Origin of the sequence: Arthrobacter sp. NPDC080082 (assembly GCF_040686595.1) — a bacterium.
Classification (GTDB): Bacteria; Actinomycetota; Actinomycetes; order Actinomycetales; family Micrococcaceae; genus Arthrobacter.
In genome coordinates this window covers 588,248-606,367 of sequence record NZ_JBFBKQ010000001.1, presented here as the reverse complement: position 1 = coordinate 606,367, position 18,120 = coordinate 588,248, and the positions used below count along the sequence as shown (strand labels likewise).

Annotated in this window: 16 protein-coding genes and 1 tRNA gene; 7 read left to right on the top strand and 10 right to left on the bottom strand. The window is 69.3% G+C overall.

Going from position 1 to position 18,120, the window contains the following annotated elements; translation table 11 throughout:
• Positions 1–5: 5 nt before the first annotated feature.
• Positions 6–911 (bottom strand): CHAD domain-containing protein, encoded by a 906-nt coding sequence (locus tag AB0O44_RS02810; protein ID WP_364133900.1) that lies wholly within the window; start codon positions 909–911, stop codon positions 6–8.
• Between the two features lie 84 nt (positions 912–995).
• On the opposite strand from AB0O44_RS02810, the gene AB0O44_RS02805 reads away from it, so the two are divergent.
• The gene (locus tag AB0O44_RS02805; RefSeq protein ID WP_364133897.1) at positions 996–1,754 is read left to right on the top strand and encodes an SDR family oxidoreductase; all 759 of its coding nucleotides are present in this window, start codon (positions 996–998) and stop codon (positions 1,752–1,754) included.
• 60 nt (positions 1,755–1,814) lie between these two features.
• On the opposite strand, the gene AB0O44_RS02800 is transcribed toward AB0O44_RS02805, so the two are convergent.
• The 3 genes from AB0O44_RS02800 to AB0O44_RS02790 are packed head-to-tail and all read right to left on the bottom strand — an operon-like array spanning position 1,815 to position 4,776.
• Positions 1,815–2,180, bottom strand: a complete 366-nt coding sequence (locus tag AB0O44_RS02800; RefSeq protein ID WP_364133894.1) for a sterol carrier family protein — start codon at positions 2,178–2,180, stop codon at positions 1,815–1,817.
• A 4-nt stretch (positions 2,181–2,184) separates the two neighbouring features.
• The gene (locus AB0O44_RS02795; protein WP_364133891.1) at positions 2,185–3,201 is read right to left on the bottom strand and encodes an asparaginase; all 1,017 of its coding nucleotides are present in this window, start codon (positions 3,199–3,201) and stop codon (positions 2,185–2,187) included.
• Between the two features lie 36 nt (positions 3,202–3,237).
• Positions 3,238–4,776, bottom strand: a complete 1,539-nt coding sequence (locus tag AB0O44_RS02790) for a molybdopterin-dependent oxidoreductase (protein WP_364134682.1) — start codon at positions 4,774–4,776, stop codon at positions 3,238–3,240.
• Between the two features lie 166 nt (positions 4,777–4,942).
• Between AB0O44_RS02790 and purD the strand changes: the two genes are divergently transcribed.
• Together purD and AB0O44_RS02780 are read left to right on the top strand one after the other, a co-directional pair.
• The gene (gene purD, locus AB0O44_RS02785; RefSeq protein WP_364133889.1) at positions 4,943–6,247 is read left to right on the top strand and encodes a phosphoribosylamine--glycine ligase; all 1,305 of its coding nucleotides are present in this window, start codon (positions 4,943–4,945) and stop codon (positions 6,245–6,247) included.
• A gap of 2 nt (positions 6,248–6,249) precedes the next feature.
• On the top strand, positions 6,250–7,191 hold the full coding sequence (locus tag AB0O44_RS02780) for a phosphoribosylaminoimidazolesuccinocarboxamide synthase (protein ID WP_290256173.1): 942 nt from the start codon (positions 6,250–6,252) through the stop codon (positions 7,189–7,191).
• Positions 7,192–7,222: 31 nt separating this feature from the next.
• On the opposite strand, the gene AB0O44_RS02775 is transcribed toward AB0O44_RS02780, so the two are convergent.
• Positions 7,223–8,506: a helix-turn-helix transcriptional regulator gene (locus tag AB0O44_RS02775; RefSeq protein WP_364133885.1), complete on the bottom strand. Its 1,284-nt coding sequence runs from the start codon at positions 8,504–8,506 to the stop codon at positions 7,223–7,225.
• Between the two features lie 131 nt (positions 8,507–8,637).
• Here AB0O44_RS02775 and AB0O44_RS02770 point away from each other — a divergent pair, with 131 nt between their 5' ends.
• Positions 8,638–8,856: a hypothetical protein gene (locus AB0O44_RS02770; RefSeq protein WP_290256171.1), complete on the top strand. Its 219-nt coding sequence runs from the start codon at positions 8,638–8,640 to the stop codon at positions 8,854–8,856.
• A 168-nt stretch (positions 8,857–9,024) separates the two neighbouring features.
• Here AB0O44_RS02770 and AB0O44_RS02765 read toward each other — a convergent pair.
• The 5 genes from AB0O44_RS02765 to AB0O44_RS02745 all read right to left on the bottom strand — a co-directional run bounded on the left by AB0O44_RS02765 (position 9,025) and on the right by AB0O44_RS02745 (position 16,397).
• Positions 9,025–9,101: transfer RNA gene (locus tag AB0O44_RS02765), tRNA-Pro, on the bottom strand.
• Between the two features lie 124 nt (positions 9,102–9,225).
• Complete coding sequence (locus AB0O44_RS02760) at positions 9,226–11,106, bottom strand: ABC transporter ATP-binding protein (protein ID WP_364133881.1); 1,881 nt, start codon at positions 11,104–11,106, stop codon at positions 9,226–9,228.
• A complete protein-coding gene (locus AB0O44_RS02755) occupies positions 11,103–12,920 on the bottom strand; it encodes an ABC transporter ATP-binding protein (protein WP_364133879.1) in 1,818 nt (605 codons plus the stop codon). The genes AB0O44_RS02760 and AB0O44_RS02755 overlap by 4 nt, the downstream gene beginning before the upstream one ends.
• A 168-nt stretch (positions 12,921–13,088) precedes the next feature.
• Complete coding sequence (locus AB0O44_RS02750) at positions 13,089–14,036, bottom strand: metallophosphoesterase (RefSeq protein ID WP_364133877.1); 948 nt, start codon at positions 14,034–14,036, stop codon at positions 13,089–13,091.
• Between the two features lie 3 nt (positions 14,037–14,039).
• Positions 14,040–16,397, bottom strand: coding sequence for a transglycosylase domain-containing protein (locus AB0O44_RS02745; RefSeq protein ID WP_364133874.1), 2,358 nt, complete (start codon positions 16,395–16,397; stop codon positions 14,040–14,042).
• 37 nt (positions 16,398–16,434) lie between these two features.
• Between AB0O44_RS02745 and AB0O44_RS02740 the strand changes: the two genes are divergently transcribed.
• The 3 genes from AB0O44_RS02740 to AB0O44_RS02730 are packed head-to-tail and all read left to right on the top strand — an operon-like array spanning position 16,435 to position 18,053.
• Positions 16,435–16,590, top strand: coding sequence for a DUF4177 domain-containing protein (locus AB0O44_RS02740; protein WP_003797879.1), 156 nt, complete (start codon positions 16,435–16,437; stop codon positions 16,588–16,590).
• 2 nt (positions 16,591–16,592) lie between these two features.
• Positions 16,593–17,126, top strand: a complete 534-nt coding sequence (locus tag AB0O44_RS02735) for a RidA family protein (protein WP_364133871.1) — start codon at positions 16,593–16,595, stop codon at positions 17,124–17,126.
• Positions 17,127–17,141: 15 nt separating this feature from the next.
• On the top strand, positions 17,142–18,053 hold the full coding sequence (locus tag AB0O44_RS02730) for an NUDIX hydrolase (RefSeq protein ID WP_364133868.1): 912 nt from the start codon (positions 17,142–17,144) through the stop codon (positions 18,051–18,053).
• Positions 18,054–18,120: the final 67 nt, after the last annotated feature.

Here is an 18,120-nt window from a genome sequence, read left to right as displayed (position 1 = left end):
CGGGTTTACAGCTTGCGCCGCAGCCTCCGCCAGGACTTGTGGAACTTCTTCTCGGCCGCCGCTGCACGTACGTCCTCCGCGGCGTGCAGCCGGCCGAGGCCGAAGCCGACGGCGGACCCGGCGCCGGCACCCGGGTCTGATTCCCGGGCCAACTCCACGAGAACCGCCTGCACCATGACGCTGTCCTGGTGCAGGCCCAGAACCTGCTGTATTGTCCGTGCGCCCTTGGCCGTCCGGCGTGCGTGCTTCAGCCGCCTGGCCGGGCCGTCCGGCACGGCCTCGTGTACCAGCTCGGATGAGTACCGCAGCCGCTTGGCGGCCTTCCGCACCGTGTGCAACGCGACGTCGTGCTCCGCGCCCCCATTGGCTTCAGCCAGGGCTGCGGCGGTCCGGACCAGCCGCGTTGAGTCCCGGCGCACGGCGCGGTGCACCCGGCGCGCCGGGGCAGCGGCGGCAGGGGCCAGCGGCGGGACGGCGAGGAAGGTATCGATGGCCACCAGCAACCGCTCATAGCGGGTACCCGTGAGGGCGTCCGCGGCCGCGGCGAGCCCGGCCGCGGTGTCCGCGTCCAGTCGCGTGCCAATCAGGGCCGCCGCGGGGTCGACTGCCCAGCGCAGGGCCTCCGGCTCCCGGGCCGCCGCTTCCAGGAGCCGGTCCCGCACCACGCCGGGGTCCCGGGCGGCGCCCAGCACCCTTGAGAGCCAGCGCAGCCCGTCGCGCAGCGGGTCTACCGCGCCGCCGTCGAACAGGGGCCGGCAGGACCCCAGGACCGAGCGGAGCCGCCGGACTGCGACCCGCATTTGGTGGATGTCCTCGGCCCGGCCTGCCGCGGCGCCGGGCGCCAGGCGGCGCACCTCGGCCACCTGCCGGGCCAGGTAGGCCAGTACGACGTCTCCCGCGGTGGATGCCACGCTTCACTGTACGTCTTCAGCGACCGGCCCCGCCCGGCATAGGCTGGGCTGAACCGCACCCGCCGCCACGCCCCAGGAGAGCCCATGACACACCACCACGCCGGCCCGGTCGCTGTCGTCACTGGAGCGGGATCCGGCATCGGACGGGCGGTGGCCCGGCTCATGCTGGCCGAGGGCTACCGCGTGGTCCTGGCCGGCAGGCGGGAAGAGAAGCTGCTGGAGACCGGTGCCGGGCACGCCCTGGCGCTCCCCGTACCGTGCGACATCAGCCGGCCCGACGACGTCGAACGCCTCTTCGCGGCGACGCTGGAGCGCTGGGGCCGGGTGGACGTGCTGTTCAACAACGCCGGCACCTTCGGGCCGTCGGCGGGCGTGGACGAGCTTAGCCCCGAGGACTGGGAGGCGACGGCGGCGGTGAATATCACCGGGTCCCTGCTCTGTGCCGGTGCCGCAGTCCGGGCGATGAAGGAGCAGACGCCGCAGGGCGGCCGGATCATCAACAACGGCTCCATCTCCGCGCACTCGCCCCGGCCCCGGTCCGTGGCCTACACCGTGACGAAGCACGCCATCACCGGGCTGACCAAGAGCATCGAGCTTGACGGCCGCGGCTTCGGCATCACCTGCGGCCAGATCGACATCGGTAACGCCGCCACCGGGCTGATGGACACGATCGGCGTGGGCGACGGGGCCCTTCAGGCGGACGGCAGCCGGAAGGTGGAACCGACCTTCCCGGTGGAGGATGCGGCCAGGGCGGTGCTGATGATGGCCGGGATGCCGGCCGCCGCCAGCGTGGGCTCGGTTGTGATCACCGCCGCCGGCATGCCCTTCATCGGCCGCGGCTGAGGTTCCCCGCACCGGCCCAGCGGCACCGCCGCCATAGCCCGTCCGCTCGCCCGGGCGGGACTAGAGCGGAAGCAGCCGGGACAGGTCCGCCCGGAGGCCCGAGGCGGCCACCTTGCCGGCGTCGACCGCGTCCGCCCAGGCCAGGGAGCCGGTGACCATGGCGAGCCAGGTGGCGGCGTCGCACTCGATGACGTTCGGGGGAGTTCCGCGGGTGTGCCGCGGGCCCTCCACGCACTGGGTGACGCCGAACGGGGGCACCCGGACCTCCACGGAGTTCCCGGGCGCCCGGGCCGTGACTTCCTCCAGGGTGTAGCGGACGGCGGTGGCCAGGGTGGCGCGGGGTACCGCCCCGTCCGTGGCTGCACGCCAGGCCGCCAGGGCCGCGCGTCCTTCGTCCACCGGGATCCGGCGCCGTGCCACTGCCATGGCCCTAATCCAGCAGCGCCGAGACGGCGTGGCCGAGGCGGATCTTGCCCACCGGCCGGCCACCTCCCAGCACCGGGTCGATGACTTTTTCGAGCACGCTGGAGACCTCCGGAATGTCCACGGCACCGGCGGCGGCCAGCAGGGTCAGCCCCACCAGGGTGGTAGCCCGGATATTTCCGTCGAGGACCTTGATGGCCACGGCGACGCCCTGCGGGGTGGCCATGGCCAGGACGCCTTCGGCGCCGATCTTGGCCATGATGCCGAGGTCGTTCATCACGATGGTGTTGGCCTCGCCGCGGCCCTGGACGGCCCAGGGGTAGTCCAGCATGGAGGTGGCGATGGTCGCGGCCCGGGCGTTGGAGTGGTGGTCACCGGGGGCCTTGGCCAGCTGCGAGTAGGCGCGGGCCAAGCCGGTGAGTGAGACGGCGGCCACGGGGGCGCCGCAGCCGTCGATGCCCAGGTGGGCGATCCGTTCCCCGCAGTATTCCTCAATCACGGAGCGGACCCGCTGCTGCAGCGGGTGGTTCGGCTCGAGGTAGCTGTGCGTGTCCCAGCCGTTCTCCGTGCAGGCCCAGAGAAACGCGGCATGCTTGCCGGAGCAGTTGAAGGCCAGCCGGGACTTGCCGCGCTCGGTCTGCACCAGCCAGGTCCGGGCGGTCTCGTCGGCCGGCCAGTCGGCGGGGCACTGCAGCTGGTCCTCGGTCACGCCAGCGGCCTTGAGCATGCTCTCCACCACGTCCATGTGGTCGAGGGACCCGACGTGGCTGCCGCAGGCGATCGCTACCTGGGCTCCGCGGAGGGGGACGCCGGCCTGCATCGCGGCGAGCGCCTGCAGCGGTTTCAGGGTTGAGCGGGCGAACACCGGGGCGGCGATGTCGCCCAGTTCGGTGACCACCTGTCCGTCGGCGGAGAGCACGACGGCGGACCCGATGTGCCGTGATTCGATGAAGCCGCTGCGCTCCACCACCGCCAGTTCGACGGCGGAATCGACGGAGAAGGTGGCATGCGGGTTCAAAGGCATGCTGCCAGTCTAGGTGCCCGGGCCGCCGTCGCCCGGTTACTCCACGGTGACCATGACGGACTGCCAGCCGGAGGCGCCGTCGGGGACCGGATCGGCCCGCTTGTCCGTCTGCACCTCGCCGGTTCCGTCGGTGGCGCGGACCTTGAGGTAGTGCGGTCCGGGGGTGGCGTCCCACTCATAGGACCACTGCCGCCAGGTCACCAGGGACGCCTCGGTGGACAGTTCCACCGGGGTCCAGGGTCCGTTGTCGATCTGGATCTCCACCTTGGTGATGCCGCGGGTCTGCGCCCAGGCGGTGCCGCCCACCGCTACCTTGCCGGCGGGGACCTTGGCGAAGGACTTGGGCACCTCCACCCGGGCCATGGTCTTGATCGGTCCGCGCTCGGACCAGCCGCGCTGGGTCCAGTAGGCCTTGGCGTCCGCGAACCGGGTCACCTCCAGGTCAACCACCCACTTGGTGGCGGAGACGAAGCCGTACAGGCCCGGGACCACCATCCGCACCGGGTAGCCGTGTTCCAGCGGCAGCGCCTCGCCGTTCATGCCGATGGCCAGCATCGCGTCGCGGTCATCCCGCAACACCTCGATCGGGGTGGAGGCGCTGAAACCGTCCACGGAGGTGGAGAGCACCATGTCGGCGCCGTACTTGGGCCGGGCCATCGCGAGGACGTCCCGGATGGGCATGCCCAGCCACTTGGCGTTGCCGGCCAGGTTGCCGCCCACCGGGTTGGACACGCAGGTCAGGGAGACGTGGGATTCGATCAGCTTCGCGTCCAGGAGATCCTGAAAGCTGAGCCGGACCTCCTGCTCCACCATGCCGTGGACCCGCAGTTCCCAGTCCTGGGCGTTGACCTCGGGCACGCTGAGGGCGGTGTCGATCCGGTAGAAGTCCTTGTTCGGGGTCAGCCACGGCGTGACGCCGGGTACCTTGGACTGCACCCCGGCAGGCACCGGCGCGGCGGCCTTGACCGGGGTGGGCAGGGTCAGGCTCTCGCGGGCCTTGGCCACGTTGCTGCGGGCGGCGCTGAGCAGCCGGCCACCGGTGGCGGCCACGGCGGCCCCGACGGCGGTGATGCCGGTTGCGGCGAAGAAGGCGCGCCGGCTGGTGGCCGGACGGTCCGGTTCCTTGGCGCTGCGCCCGACCTCGGCGTCGGGCCAGGACCGCATCCGCCAGACTTTGCCGATCAGGAACCGCAGCGCCACCAGGCCCGCTGCGGTGCCGATCAGCGAGGGGATCGCATCCAGTGGTTTGACGCTGGCGCGCGTCACTACGCTGGCGACGATCACCGCGCCCATCAGCAGCACGCCGGCGACGCCGAGCGACCAGCGCCGGTAGGCGACGATGCCGAGGACGCAGGCGAGGAGGAAGATGGTCAGGCCCATCCCGGCGAAGAGGGCTGCCTTGTCATTGGTGCCGAACGTGGCGATCGCAAAGTCCTTCATCCACGGCGGGGTGAAGTCGATGAAGGTCGAGCCGAGGGCGATCAGCGGGGTGGCGCGGGCCGTGAAGAAGGCCCCTACGAGTTCCGCGACGGCCAGGACGACGCCGGCGGACACCACCCCGGCCAGGGCGGCCATGACCGTGGGCCCCGAGGGCAGGAAACGCTTCCGCGGCCGCGCGGTGGTGCCGGGCTGGGTGCTGCTGGACGATGTCATATCCCTTATTCGGAGCCGCCGGCCCGGGGGATTGCCGGCCCGACACAGCTTAGGAGCCTGCCGGGTGCACAAAGTACCCTAGGGAACTGTGAAGGTACTCGTCATCGGCCCCGGCGGCCGCGAACACGCCATTGTCCGTTCCCTGCTCGCCGATCCGAATGTCTCCGAGGTCCACGCGGCCCCGGGGAACGCCGGCATCAGCACACTGGTCCCCACTTACGCCATCGACGCCAACGATCCCGACGCCGTCGCCGCCTTGGCGACCCGGCTGGCCGTGGACCTGGTGGTCGTCGGCCCCGAGGCGCCGCTCGCCGCGGGCGTGTCGGACGCCGTCCGTGAAGCCGGGATCCCGGTCTTCGGGCCCAGCAAGGCCGCCGCCCAGCTCGAGGCCTCCAAGGCCTTCGCCAAGGACATCATGGCTGAGGCCGGCGTGCCGACGGCCATGGCCCGCGTGGCCTCCAACGCCGAGGAAGCCGCCGACGCCCTGGACACCTTCGGCGCCCCATACGTCGTCAAGGACGACGGGCTCGCCGCGGGCAAGGGCGTCGTGGTCACCAACGACCGGGACGAGGCGCTGGCCCACGCGCAGAGCTGCTTCGACGCCGGCGGTTCCGTGGTCATCGAGGAGTTCCTCGACGGCCCCGAGGTCTCGCTCTTCGTCCTCTGCGATGGCAGTACCACGGTGGCGCTCTCTCCGGCCCAGGACTTCAAGCGCATTTTCGACAACGACGAGGGCCCCAACACGGGCGGCATGGGCGCGTACACCCCGCTCGAATGGGCGCCGGAAGGCCTCGTGGACGAGGTCCTGGAACGGGTGGCGCAGCCCACCGTCAGCCAGATGGCCCACCGCGGCACCCCGTTCGTCGGAGTGCTCTTCATCGGCCTGGCGCTGACCTCGCGCGGCACCCGGGTGATCGAGTTCAACGTCCGCTTCGGGGACCCGGAGACGCAGGCGGTCCTGGCCCGGCTCAAGACCCCCTTGGGTGGTCTGTTGATGGCGGCCGCGAAGGGCGAACTCGCCGAGGCCCAGCCGCTGCGCTGGTCCAGGGACACCGCGGTGGCCGTCGTCGTCGCCGCCGAAAACTACCCCGGCACCCCGCGCACCGGTGACCGGATCCGCGGGCTCAAGAAGGCCGAGGCCCTGGAGGGCGTCCACGTCATCCACGCCGGCACCCGGCTGGACGACGACGGCAAGGTGGTCTCGGCCGGCGGCCGTGTCCTCGCCGTCGTCGCGCTTGGAACGGATCTGGTCGAGGCCCGGGAACGGGCGTACGACGGCGTCGAGCTGATCCAGTTGGAGGGATCCCAGTACCGCAGCGACATCGGTGCCAAGGCCGCCCGCGGTGCGATCACCGTGGCCGGCTCCGCCGCCGCGACGAAAGCGAAGTCCTGACCATGAACGCACACGAACCCCTCGCCGGCGGCCTTCAGACCCAGGCCCCCGAGCTGCCGGGCTGGAAGCACATCTACTCGGGCAAGGTCCGCGACCTCTACGCGCCGGCGGACCCCGCCATCACGGAGCGTGTAGGCCAGGACTGCGTCCTGGTGGTGGCCAGCGACCGGATCAGCGCCTATGACCACGTGCTGGCCAGCGAGATCCCGGACAAGGGCCGCATCCTGACCCAGCTGAGCCTGTGGTGGTTCGAACAGCTCGGCGTCGAACACCACGTCCTTGCCGCCACGGCCGCCGACGGCGTCCCGGCAGAGGTGGAGGGCCGGGCCATGATCTGCAAGAAGCTGGACATGTTCCCGGTCGAATGCATCGCCCGCGGCTACCTCACCGGCTCCGGCCTTGCCGAATACCAGCAGTCCCGCACGGTCTGCAGCATCCCGCTGCCGCCCGGGCTGGTCGACGGCTCCCGGCTGGAGCATGCCATCTTCACCCCCTCCGCGAAGGCCGAGGTGGGCGAGCACGACGAGAACATCACGTACGACGCCGTCGTGGACCTCGTCGGGGCCGATACCGCCGCGCGGCTGCGGGACCTGACCCTGGAGATCTACACCAAGGCCGAGGACATCGCCCGGGGACGCGGGATCATCCTCGCGGACACCAAGGTGGAGTTCGGAGTGGATGCCGCCACCGGCGTGATCACCCTCGGCGACGAGGTGCTGACGCCCGATTCGTCACGGTTCTGGGACGCCGCCACCTACGAGCCGGGCAAGGCGCAGCCCTCCTACGACAAGCAGTACGTCCGAGACTGGCTGACCTCCGCCTCGTCGGGCTGGGATAAGTCCTCCGACACGCCGCCGCCCGCGCTGCCGGACGACGTCGTCGCCCGCACCCGGAGCCGCTACGTGGAGGCCTACGAGCTTCTGACCGGCCGCAGCTTCGCCTGAGGCGCCTCCGGCCGCTGGCTAATGGCCCCTCTCAGCTGGGGGTCGGCTGCTGGCTGCCTGCGGACGCCGCCTCGGCGCGGCGCTGGGCCAGCTTGATCTCCAGGACCGCGTCCAGCGCCTGCTGGACGCGGTCCGAGGCCCCGGCGGCGCTGAAGTCCTTCTGCGCCTCGTCCAGGTAGACCAGCGCCTCCTCCGCCTCGCCGGCGGCCTTGAGTGCCTTGCCCAGCAGCAGCGACACCTCGCCGGCCGTGTGCCGTGCCAAGAGAGAGCGTTCCGCGTGGATCTCGCGCAGTTTCTGCACCGCGCCTATGATGTCCCCGGTGAGGTAGAGCCACCGGGCGCGGATGAAGGCGACCTCCAGCCGGTCCGTGTCCGTGCCGCCGACGATCGAGAGGGCCAGCTCCGCCCGCTCGATCGCGGACAGGGTTTCCGGCTCGACGATCCCGGAGGAGAGCCGCACCGCGGCGGAGGCCTTGTTGAACCGGGCCCAGAGGTCGATGTCGTAGGCGGGGGAGAGGAGCTTGCCGGCCTCCTCGTGGTACTTGATGCCCTCCGCGTAGTCATGGCGCATGAAGGCGACGTTGCCCACCACCCAGGCCACCTCGCCGGCCAGTTGCGGCAGCGATTGGCCTTCCATCTCCGCGTTCATCTCCTGGCAGTACTTCCAGGCCTCGTCCAGGCGGCCGCTCTCGGCCAAGGCGCCGATCAGGGCGCGCAGGGCACCGATGATCATGGTGGAGCCTTTCGGCAGCTGTGCGCAGAGCCGGACAGCCTCCTGGGCGTAGTCGACGGCGTCCTTCAGCTGGCCCTGGCCCTGTGCGGCGGCGGCGAGCATCTGCCGGGCCCGGACCCCCAGGCCCGCCGATTCGGCGGCCAGCGGGTGGTCCAGGAGGCGCTGGACCATGGCCCGGCACTCGGCCCAGAGGCCCTGCTTGATCAGGCACTCGGCCTGCATGTAGGTCATGTTCCACCAGGCGCTGGTGTTCTTGGAATCCAGGGCGATCTGCGCGGCGGTCGCGGCGTGCTGCGCGGCCAGCGGGTAGTCCCGGAGATCCCAGGCCTGGCGGGCGTAGAGGCCGGCCAGCACATACTCGGCGTCGCTGATGGAGACCGGCTGGCTCCAGGCCTCGAGGGCCTTCGGGGCCAGGTCCAGGCGTCGGGCCAGTTCCTCGATGACGTCGGCGGTGGGTTCGCGGCGCCCGGTTTCGAGCAGGGAGATGTAGCTGGGCGAGTACAAATCCTTGCCCAGTTCCGCCTGTGTGAGCCCGCGGTCCAACCGCTCCGCGCGGAGTTTTTCGCCAAATCCGTTCCCCACGGATCCCACCTCATTCCGGACAATCGATGTACTAAATGCTTGACAGCCTCTGTGGAAGAAATTTTACAATGTATGTCAACAAGGGAACTACAGACTTGGTAACGACTCCGACTCAAGATTTGAGGATCACCATGGTGAAGAAGATTGCAGCAGGCCTGGCACTCGCAGGGGCCTTGGCCTTCTCCGCAGCGGCTCCCGGCATCATCGCCGCCGGCTCCAGCTCCGATTCCACGCAGGTTACCGCCGTCGGCAACTGGCCCGACCCGATGCGCGTGGCCTCCGCGGTGGGCAACTGGCCGGACCCGATGACCTACTCCACCAATGTCGGCAACTGGCCCGACCCGATGTAATCCCTGACTCGATCTCATTACCGACCGGCAGACTCCACGGCCCCGGCATCCCAGGATGCCGGGGCCGTGACGTGTCCGGCGTCGTTTTGGGCCGGCCGCCGCCAAGGTTCACACCCGGTGAGCGGACACAAAAAAGAGGGCCTTCCAGCTGGAAGGCCCTCTTTTGACTGGTCGGGATGACAGGATTTGAACCTGCGACCTCGTCGTCCCGAACGACGCGCGCTACCAAGCTGCGCCACATCCCGATCCGTTGCTGCAAAAGCAACTTCACAAGAGTATCCGATACCGGCCCCGGATGCGAAATCGGGACCGCCGAAACGTCCTCCCGCGGCGGTGTTACCCATCCGGGCGGGCACCGGCGGCTCCGGCTTAGACCAGCGAGTCCTTCCAGGCCCCGTGCAGGGTGGCGAAACGGCCGCCGCCACCAATCAGTTCCGCGGGCGACCCGTCCTCCACCACCTTGCCGTCGTGGACCACCAGCACCCGGTCCGCGGTCTCCACGGTGGAGAGGCGGTGCGCGATGATCAGCGCGGTGCGGCTGCCGGCGTCGGCGTTTGCGGGGCCGTCTGAAGAGCCGGCGGCGGGGCCACTGTCCGCCCCGCCGGTGCCGCGGAGCAGGCTGGCGAGCCCGGCCTGGACCATGCGCTCGGACGGGATGTCCAGGGAGGAGGTGGCCTCGTCCAGGATCAGCACCGCGGGCCGGGCCAGGAACGCGCGGGCGAAGCTGATCAGCTGGCGCTGGCCGGCCGAGACGCGTCCGCCGCGCTTGTTCACATCGGTGTCGTACCCGTCCGGAAGCTCGGTGATGAACCCGTGCGCCCCGACGGCCTTGGCTGCCGCCTCGATCTCCTCGCGGCTCGCATCCGGCCGGCCCAGGGCGATGTTGTCCGCCACGGTGCCGCTGAACAGGAAGGCCTCCTGGGTGACCATGACGACGTTGCGGCGCAGGTCCGCCGTCGCGAGTTGCCGCAGGTCGACGCCGTCGAGCGTCAACGACCCGGCCGAGACGTCGTAGAACCGGGCGATCAGCTTGGCCAGCGTGGACTTACCCGCGCCGGTCTGGCCCACCAGGGCGACCGTCTGGCCGGCCGGGATGTGCAGGTCCAGGGTGGGGATGATGACCGGGCCGTCACCGTAGCGGAATTCCACCTGGTTGAAGTCGATCCGGCCGGTGGCGCGGGGGAGGGCCACCGGGTGTTCCGGCGGGCGGACGGTGGGCACCTCCTCGAGCAGGCCGGAGACCTTCTCGAGGGCCGCCTGGGCGCTCTGGAACGAGTTGTAGAACATCGCCATCTGGTCCACCGGCTGGAAGAAGCGCTTGGTGGAGAGGATCAGGGCCAGCAGCACGCCGACGGCCAGGCCGCCGTCGAGCACCCGGAAGCCGCCCACCAGCAGGACGACGGCCACGCAGATGTTGCCGATCAGCACCAGGCCGGGCTGGAAGACGCCGTTGAGGTTGATCGAACGGACCGTGACCAGCCGGTATTCCTCGGACAGCTCGGCGTAGCGTTCGGCGTTCTGCCGTTCCTTGCGGAAGGCCTTCACGGCACGGATGCCGGTCATGGTCTCCACGAAGTGCACGATCAGCCGGGCCGAGACCACCCGGGACTCCCGGAATGCGATCTGCGAATGCTTCTGGTACCAGCGGGACAGGAAGTACATCGGGACGCCGGCGGCCAGGACCAGCAGGCCGCTGCGCCAGTCCAGGGCGAAGATGGTGATGGCCGTGAAGATCATGAACAGCAGCCCCGACGCGAGCGACGAGACCCCGGAGTCCAGGAGTTCGCGCAGCGCTTCCAAATCGGAGGTCTGCCGGGCGATGATCCGGCCCGAGGTGTACTTCTCGTGGAACTCCAGGCTCAGCCGCTGCGTCTGCCGGAAGACCCGGACCCGCAAGTCCAGCAGCATTGACTGGCTCAGCCGGGCGGTGGACGTCACGTAGAGGGCGGTCAGCCATGCCGTCGCGATCGCCGCCGCCAGGTAGGCCGCGCCGGCGAAGACCAGCGGGAAGCTGTCCCCGGATTGCAGCGCGGGGAGCGCCCGGTCGATGCCGAAGGCGATCAGGGCGGGGCCTGCCACACGGGCGGCCTGGGACAGGACGACGGCGGCGATAGTGAGCCAGAAGCGCAGCCGGACGGGCCGGATCAGGGAGCCCAGCAGGGCCAGGGAGCGGCGCCGCACGGCGCGGCTCTCGGTCTTGGAGAGGTGGGCGTTGTCCTCGTTCGCGGTGCCGAAGGTGGCGGTGCTCATGGCGAAACCTCCTCGGCCTCGAGGGCGGAAAGCTCGGAGTCCAGGTCCCGCGGTTCCGGGTCCAGGCTGGCGATGACGTAGCGGTAGTGGCTGTTCTTCGCCAGCAGTTCGGTGTGGGTGCCCACCGCGGTGATCCGGCCGTCCTGCAGCAGGGCCACCCGGTCCGCGAGGGCCACGGTGGAGGGCCGGTGTGCCACCACCAGGGTGGTGGTGTCCGCGAGGACCTCGCGCAGCCGGGTTTCCACCAGTTCCTCGGTATTGACGTCCAGAGCCGAGAGCGGGTCGTCGAGGACCAGCACGGTGGGGTCGGCGGCGACGGCGCGGGCCAGGGCGATGCGCTGGCGCTGGCCGCCGGAGAGGCTGAGGCCCTCCTCGCCGATCAGGGTGTCGAGTCCCTCGGGCAGCGAGTAGGCGAAGTGGGCCTGGGCGGTGTCCAGGGCCTCGGCCAGGATCTCCTCCCGGCGCTCCGGGGGGACGGTGTCCGCGACGCCGAGCAGGACGTTGTCCCGGACCGAGTTGGAGAACAGGGTGGTGTCCTCGAAGGCGACCGCCACGGCGCTGCGCAGCCCGGCGACGTCGAACTCGCGCACGTCGACGCCGTCGATCTCCACCGAACCGGCGGTCACGTCGAAAAGGCGGGGGACCAGTTGCAGCAGGGCGCTCTTGCCGCTGCCGGTGATGCCCACCAGTGCCATGGTCTCGCCGGGCCTGATGTCCAGGGTGATGTCCTTGAGGATGGGCTTGTCCGGGGCGTCGTCGAAGGCGAAGGTGGCGTGCCGGAAGGACAGCGCCCCCTTCAGGTCGACCGGGCTGCGGGGCTGCTCCGGGCTGGTGATGGTGTTCACCGCGTCCATCACCTCGAAGTGCCGGTCGATGGCGGTCTTGGCTGTCAGCGCCATGGCCAGGAGCATGCCGCAGACCTCCACGGGGGCGGCGATGACGGCGGCGGTGGCGAAGAAGGCCACCAGGGCGCCGATGCTGAGCTGGCCGTCGGCGGCGAGCAGGACGCCGACGACCAGGCCGGCGCCGAGCGCGAGTTCGGGCAGCAGTGTGACCACGAGGCTGAAGGTGGCCAGGTGCTTGGCCTTATCGATCTCGGTCTGGCGCAGTTCCTCGGCTTGTTCGTTGAAGTTCTCCAGGGCCTCGCGGCTGCGCCCGAACGCCTTGAGCACGCGGATGCCGTGGACCGATTCCTCCACGGTGGTGGCCAGGTCACCGGCCTGGTCCTGGCTGCGGCGGGCCACCTTGGAGTACCGGGTCCGGAACCGGAAGCCGTAGATCATGATCGGAACGGCCGCGGCGAGGAAGATCAGGGCCAGCTGCCAGCTCATGGCGAACATGACCACGACGCCGATCAGCACGGTCAGCGTGGTGACCACCAGCATGATCGCGCCGAAGGCCATCCAGCGGCGGAGGAAGTTCAGGTCCGTCATGGCCCGGGACAGGAGCTGCCCTGACCCCCACCGGTCGTGGAACGCCACGGCGAGGTCCTGCAGGTGGTCGTAGAGGGAGACCCGCATCCGGGTTTCCACCGTGGTGGCGGGGTTGATCACGAATTGCCGGCGCAAGGCCACCAACCCGGCCTCGGCGATGCCGAGCAGCAGGACGATCCCGGCGGAGATCCAGACAGCCTGGCCGCTGCCGCCGGGCTTGAGCGAATCGTTGATCAGGACCCGCAGGACCTGGGGGATAGCGAGGGCGACGACGCTGGCCATCAGGGCACTGAGCAGGCCCATGATCAGGCGCGGCAGGATCGGCCGGACGTGGGGATAGAGGCGGTTGATGGAAGTGAAGAACGGGGTCTGTGTAGCCATGCCTGCTTCTTAACTGCAACTGCGAAAGGGTTTACGCAACTGAATGTAGTTTCCGGTAGCAACTACCCTAGGCCATGGCGTGACCACGTTCACAGCATTCTGCGGCCCCCGCGAATCTGGCGCAGAAATTATGTTCCGTAATGACCGGACCGCTGCGGGCCGGTGCGTCTAAGCCTTCGCGGTGAGGGTCAGCAGCACGGCCTCGGGCTTGCAGGCGATGCGGACCGGGGCGAAGCGTGAGGTGCCGATGCCGCCGGAGACGTTGACCGGCGTCGTCCGCCCGTTGCTTTCCCAGTCGTGCAGGCCCTTGGCCCGCCAGGTGGGCAGGTCGCAGTTGGCTACGAGCGCGCCGTAGCCGGGGAGGCAGATCTGGCCGCCGTGGGTGTGCCCGGCGAGGATCAGGTCTGCCGCGTCGTCGGTGAAGTGGTCCAGGACGCGCTGGTAGGGGGCATGGGCGACGGCGATCCGCAGGTGCGGTTTGGTGTCCTGGCCGCGGGTGCCGCGGGGCCAGCCGGCGTACTTTTCCAGGCGCAGGTGCGGGTCGTCCACGCCGGAGAAGTCCAGCCGGAGGCCGTCCACCACCAGGGACTGGCAGCGGTTGGTCAGGTCCACCCAGCCGGACATGCCGAATCCGGTGCGCAGCCGGGGCCAGTCGAGGGCCACGGGGGTCTTGGGGGTGGAGGAGGGGCCGGTGAAGTACGACGCGGGGTTCTTGAACCGGGGCGCGTAGTAGTCATTGGATCCCGGCACGAAGACGCCCGGGAACCGAAGCAACGGCCGGAGGGCGTCGAGGACCGGGCCGATGGCCTTGACGTGGCTGACATTGTCGCCGGTGTTGACCACCAGGTCCGGCTCCAGCTCCGCCAGGGAGGCCAGCCAGTCGGCCTTCTTACGCTGCCCGGGAATGAAGTGGATGTCGCTGAGGTGCAGCACGCGCAGCGGGCCGTAGCCCGGGGGCAGGATCGCCAGCGACTCCTCGCGCAGGACGAACTGGTTCTTCTCCCACAGGCCGTAACCCGTGGCGGCGGCACCCGCCGCGGCTCCGACGGCGGTGGTGACGGCAAGGCCGCGCCCGATGCTTCGGACGCGGCTCGCCAGCGTGCTCATGTCGGCCATGTGTTAGCCGTTACCGTTGCCGGGCTTGGTCGGGGCCGGTGCCGGGCTGCTCGGCGCGGGAGCCGGTGCAGCCGGGCTGCTCGGTGCCGGGTTATTCGGTGCCGGCGTCGCCTGGGTGTTCTGCCGGGTGTTGGGCACCGGGCTGGGCGTGTAGCCGTTGAGCAGGTTGGACGGCGGCTCCGGGAACGGATTCGTTCCGTAGCCCGGGGCAACGGCGGACATAAAGTTCGAGAACTGCGGCCCGGCGAGCATGTAGCCGTCGATGCCCTTGTAGAACTGGCCGTTGATCGTGAGGTTCTGGCCGGCTCGGCCCTGGGCGCCCAGCGCGTCACCGAACCAGGAGGCGGTGGCCAGGCCGGTGGTGTGGCCCACCACCCAGGTGGAACCGTTGTTGTTCGAGGTACCCGTCTTCGCGCCGATCGGGAAATCGGTCCGGGTGGAGATCCGCGGCCGGATCAGTGAGCCGGAACCGCGGTTCAAGACCTCCTGCAGCGCGTAGTTCACGCCGCGGGCAACTTCGGGCTTGACCGCGTCCCGGCAGTTGGTGTTCTGGGCTGGCAACTGCGCTCCGTTGGCGTCGGTCACCGAGGTGATGGCGATCGGCTCGCAGTACTTGCCGTCGTTGGCGAAGGTCGCGAAGGCGCTGGCCATGGCCAGCGGCGACGTCTGGGTGGAGCCCAGCAGGTTCCCCGTCGTGAACATGTTGATCTTGGGGTTCGGGTCCGCGATGTTGCCGTTGGCATCAAGGATGATCTTTTGGTCTTTGTCCTTGGCGGGGAGTCCCGAGTGCAGCCCCACGGAATCCACCATCTTCTGGATACCGCAGAAGTCCAACTGGGCTGCGGAAGCGAAGGTCACCGTGTTGATGGAGTTATACAGGCCCTGCAGGACCGTCATGGGCTTGTAGTAGCCGTCCTCGGCATTCTGCAGGTCGTCCGCCGCACCCAGTGCCGACTCCGCCGTGTTGTAGGCGCCGGTGGTCACGCCGCAGGAATTCCTCCACTTGAAGTTGATCGGATATTTCCGGACGGAGCCGTCGACGATGGTGTTCATCGACTTGCCCTCGTTCAGCCACTCCGCAAACGTGAACGGCTTCATGGTCGAGCCGGGCTGCATGCCGCCCACGCCGTTGAGGTCCTGGCCCTTGCTGTCATAGGCGTCGACGTTGAAGTTCAGCTGGGTATCGAACTTGCCGTCGCCGGCCAGGAAGGAAGTGTTCTGGGCCATGTCGATGATCTTGCCGGTGCCGGGCTGGACGGACACCAGCGAGGCTCCCCACTTGTCCGGGTTAGCCCCGGCGGTGGCGTTGACCTGCTCCTGGGCCACGGCTTGGGCCTTGGGGTCCAAGGTGGTCTTGATGGTCAGGCCGCCGCGGAAAATCTTCCGCTCCCGGGCATCGGCGTCCGCGCCGTAGGCGGGGTTGTTCTGCAGCAGGTGCATGACGTAGTCGCAGAAGTACGGGGCCATGGTGGCGTTGCCGCAGCCCTGCTTGGGCTGGGTCACCTTGGTTTCCACCGGGGTGGCGACGGCGGCGTCGTAGTCGGCCTGCTTGATCTTTCCCTGGGTGAGCATGGCCTTGAGGACCAGGTCGCGGCGGACCTTGGCGTTGTCCGGGTGGGTGATCGGGTCGTAGAAGGACGGGCTGTTGACCAGGCCGGCCAGCAGCGCGGCCTGCGGCAGCGTCAGGTCCTTGGCGGAGGTGCTGAAGAAGAACTTCGAGGCCGCCTCGATGCCGTAGGCGTCGCGGTTGAAGAAGACGATGTTGAGGTAGCCCTCGAGGATCTGCTCCTTGGAGAACTTCTTCTCCAGGGCGATCGAGAGCTTCATCTCGCGGAGCTTGTCGCCGATGCTCTTGTTGACGCCGTTGAGGAGCACCTGGTCGCTCTTGCCCTCCATCTCCAGAGAGGAGTTGATGACGTTGTTCACGTACTGCTGCGTGATGGTGGAGGCGCCCTGCTTGTTGCCGCGGGCGGTCGCCACGAGCGCGCGGAGGATACCGGTGGTGTCCACGCCGCCGTGCTCGTAGAAGCGGCTGTCCTCGATCGAGACCACGGCGTCCTTGATGTACGGAGACATCTGGTCCAGGGAGACGCGCGTGCGGTTCTCCGAGTAGACGCTGGCGATCACGCTGCCGTCGGCGGCGAGGATGGTGGTGGCCTGGCTCGGCGGGTCCACCTGGAGTTCCGCCGGGAGGGCCTCAAAGAATTTGATCGACCCGCTGGCCGTGTTGCCCGAGAGCGCCGCGGCGGGAACAAGCAGCCCCGCAACGAGCACGCCACAGACAACACTCACGCCAAGGAAAAGGATGAGCTTTCCGAGGGTGGTGGCAGTGTCGAATACAGGGTTCTTACCAGTCGCCATGTTTTCCACTTTAGCGGCAAGCACTAGGCTTTCCTTCATGACCAAATGGGAGTACGCCACGATTCCGCTCATTATTCACGCCACCAAGCAGATTCTTGATCAGTGGGGTGACGACGGCTGGGAGCTGGTGCAGGTAGTTCCGGGCCCCGACGGCAACGGCCTGGTGGCCTACCTGAAGCGGGAGAAGCAGTAACCATGAGCACGTCCGAAGCCACGACGCCGGCAGCCTCCGCGGGCGCCACGTCCGCCGTCGAACAGCGCCTCGCCGAACTCGGCCTGACGCTCCCCGAGGTGGCCGCACCCGTGGCCGCCTACGTGCCCGCCGTCGTCTCCGGCAACCACGTCTACACCTCCGGCCAGCTGCCGTTTGTCGGCGGACGCCTGGAAGAGACCGGCAAGGTCTCCTCCGGCGCCGAGGGTGCCTCCGACGAGGCCACCGTCTCCCCGGAAGACGCCCAGCGCTACGCCGCGATCTGCGCCGTGAACGCCCTCGCCGCGGTCAAGAGCGTCATCGGCGACCTGGACCGGATCACCCGGATCGTCAAGGTGGTCGGCTTCGTCTCCTCCGACCCGTCCTTCACCGGCCAGCCCGGCGTCATCAACGGCGCCTCCGAGCTGCTGGGCAAGGTTCTCGGCGACGCCGGCCAGCACGCCCGCTCCGCCGTCGGTGTCTCCGTCCTGCCGCTCGATTCCCCGGTGGAAGTCGAACTGATCGCAGAATTTGCCTAAGGCCGGTCGCTTTCCTTGCCTCACCTCGCACGACGTTTGTTTGATCTTCCCCCGGACCTCGAGGGAGCGGCCCGCAGCTGGCTGGAACACGGGGAGCGCACCCCGCGCGCCCCGCGTTTCGCCTCCTCCGTGGTGCTGCTCCGGGATTCGCCTACGGGGCTGGAGACCTGGCTCGGCTACCGGCCGGGCACCTCGCCGCTGGGCGTGCTCGCTTTCCCGGGCGGCTCGCTGGAGTCCTCCGACGACGACGCCGTCGGCTGGCTCGGGCCGCCGCCCGCCTACTGGGCGGAACGGATGGGAACGGCCGACGTCGGCCTCGCCCGCCGGCACGTGATCGGCGCAATCCGCGAGCTGTTCGAAGAAACGGGCATCCTCCTCGCCGGACCGGACCTGTCCTCCACGGTGGAGAACAACACCTCCCCGGAGTGGATGCGGGCCCGGGAAGCCGTCGCGGAGCAGGAGAAATCCTTCACCGACGTGCTGGCCAAGCGCGGCCTCTCCGTCCGCACGGACCTGCTCAAGCCGCTGGTCAACTGGCTCAGCCCCGACTTCTCGCACCGGCGCTTCAATACCCGCTACTTCGCCGCCACCGTGCCGATGAATCAGCAGCCGTCCATGCTGGCCAGCAAGGGTGTGTGGGCGCGCTGGGTCTGCGTCCGCAAGGTCATTGCCGAGCGGGACACCACCGCGTTGGGTGACGAGGTGGGCCAGCCGAACACCGTGGGTCTCCGCCTCGGCCAGCTCCTGGTTCCCGGCTCGGAGATCATGCTCGAGAAGATGGCCAGCGCCAACGGCTGCATCGCCTACCTCAGCTACAAGCGCAGCGCCCACGTCTACCAGCCGACGCTGGTGGAGGAGGACGGCTTGCTCATGCTCGAAGTCGAGGCCGCCAAAACCGTCGCCAACGAGCCCCAGCGCGAACGCTAGCCCCGCCCGTCAACTACGCCAAAGGGCCGGCTCCGAGGAAATCGGAGCCGGCCCTTTGGTGTTTGCT

Excerpts from the sequence above, each read along its gene's own strand:
- AB0O44_RS02795 (WP_364133891.1), bottom strand. The coding sequence starts at position 3,201 with ATGCCTTTGAACCCGCATGCCACCTTCTCCGTCGATTCCGCCGTCGAA.
- AB0O44_RS02760 (WP_364133881.1), bottom strand. The coding sequence starts at position 11,106 with ATGAGCACCGCCACCTTCGGCACCGCGAACGAGGACAACGCCCACCTC.
- AB0O44_RS02755 (WP_364133879.1), bottom strand. The coding sequence starts at position 12,920 with ATGGCTACACAGACCCCGTTCTTCACTTCCATCAACCGCCTCTATCCC.
- AB0O44_RS02790 (WP_364134682.1), bottom strand. The coding sequence starts at position 4,776 with ATGGCCGCCCTGGCCGGGGTGGTGTCCGCCGGCGTCGTCCTGGCCGTC.
- AB0O44_RS02745 (WP_364133874.1), bottom strand. The coding sequence starts at position 16,397 with ATGGCGACTGGTAAGAACCCTGTATTCGACACTGCCACCACCCTCGGA.
- AB0O44_RS02740 (WP_003797879.1), top strand. The coding sequence starts at position 16,435 with ATGACCAAATGGGAGTACGCCACGATTCCGCTCATTATTCACGCCACC.
- AB0O44_RS02800 (WP_364133894.1), bottom strand. The coding sequence starts at position 2,180 with ATGGCAGTGGCACGGCGCCGGATCCCGGTGGACGAAGGACGCGCGGCC.
- AB0O44_RS02735 (WP_364133871.1), top strand. The coding sequence starts at position 16,593 with ATGAGCACGTCCGAAGCCACGACGCCGGCAGCCTCCGCGGGCGCCACG.
- AB0O44_RS02780 (WP_290256173.1), top strand. The coding sequence starts at position 6,250 with ATGAACGCACACGAACCCCTCGCCGGCGGCCTTCAGACCCAGGCCCCC.
- AB0O44_RS02805 (WP_364133897.1), top strand. The coding sequence starts at position 996 with ATGACACACCACCACGCCGGCCCGGTCGCTGTCGTCACTGGAGCGGGA.
- AB0O44_RS02770 (WP_290256171.1), top strand. The coding sequence starts at position 8,638 with ATGGTGAAGAAGATTGCAGCAGGCCTGGCACTCGCAGGGGCCTTGGCC.
- AB0O44_RS02750 (WP_364133877.1), bottom strand. The coding sequence starts at position 14,036 with ATGGCCGACATGAGCACGCTGGCGAGCCGCGTCCGAAGCATCGGGCGC.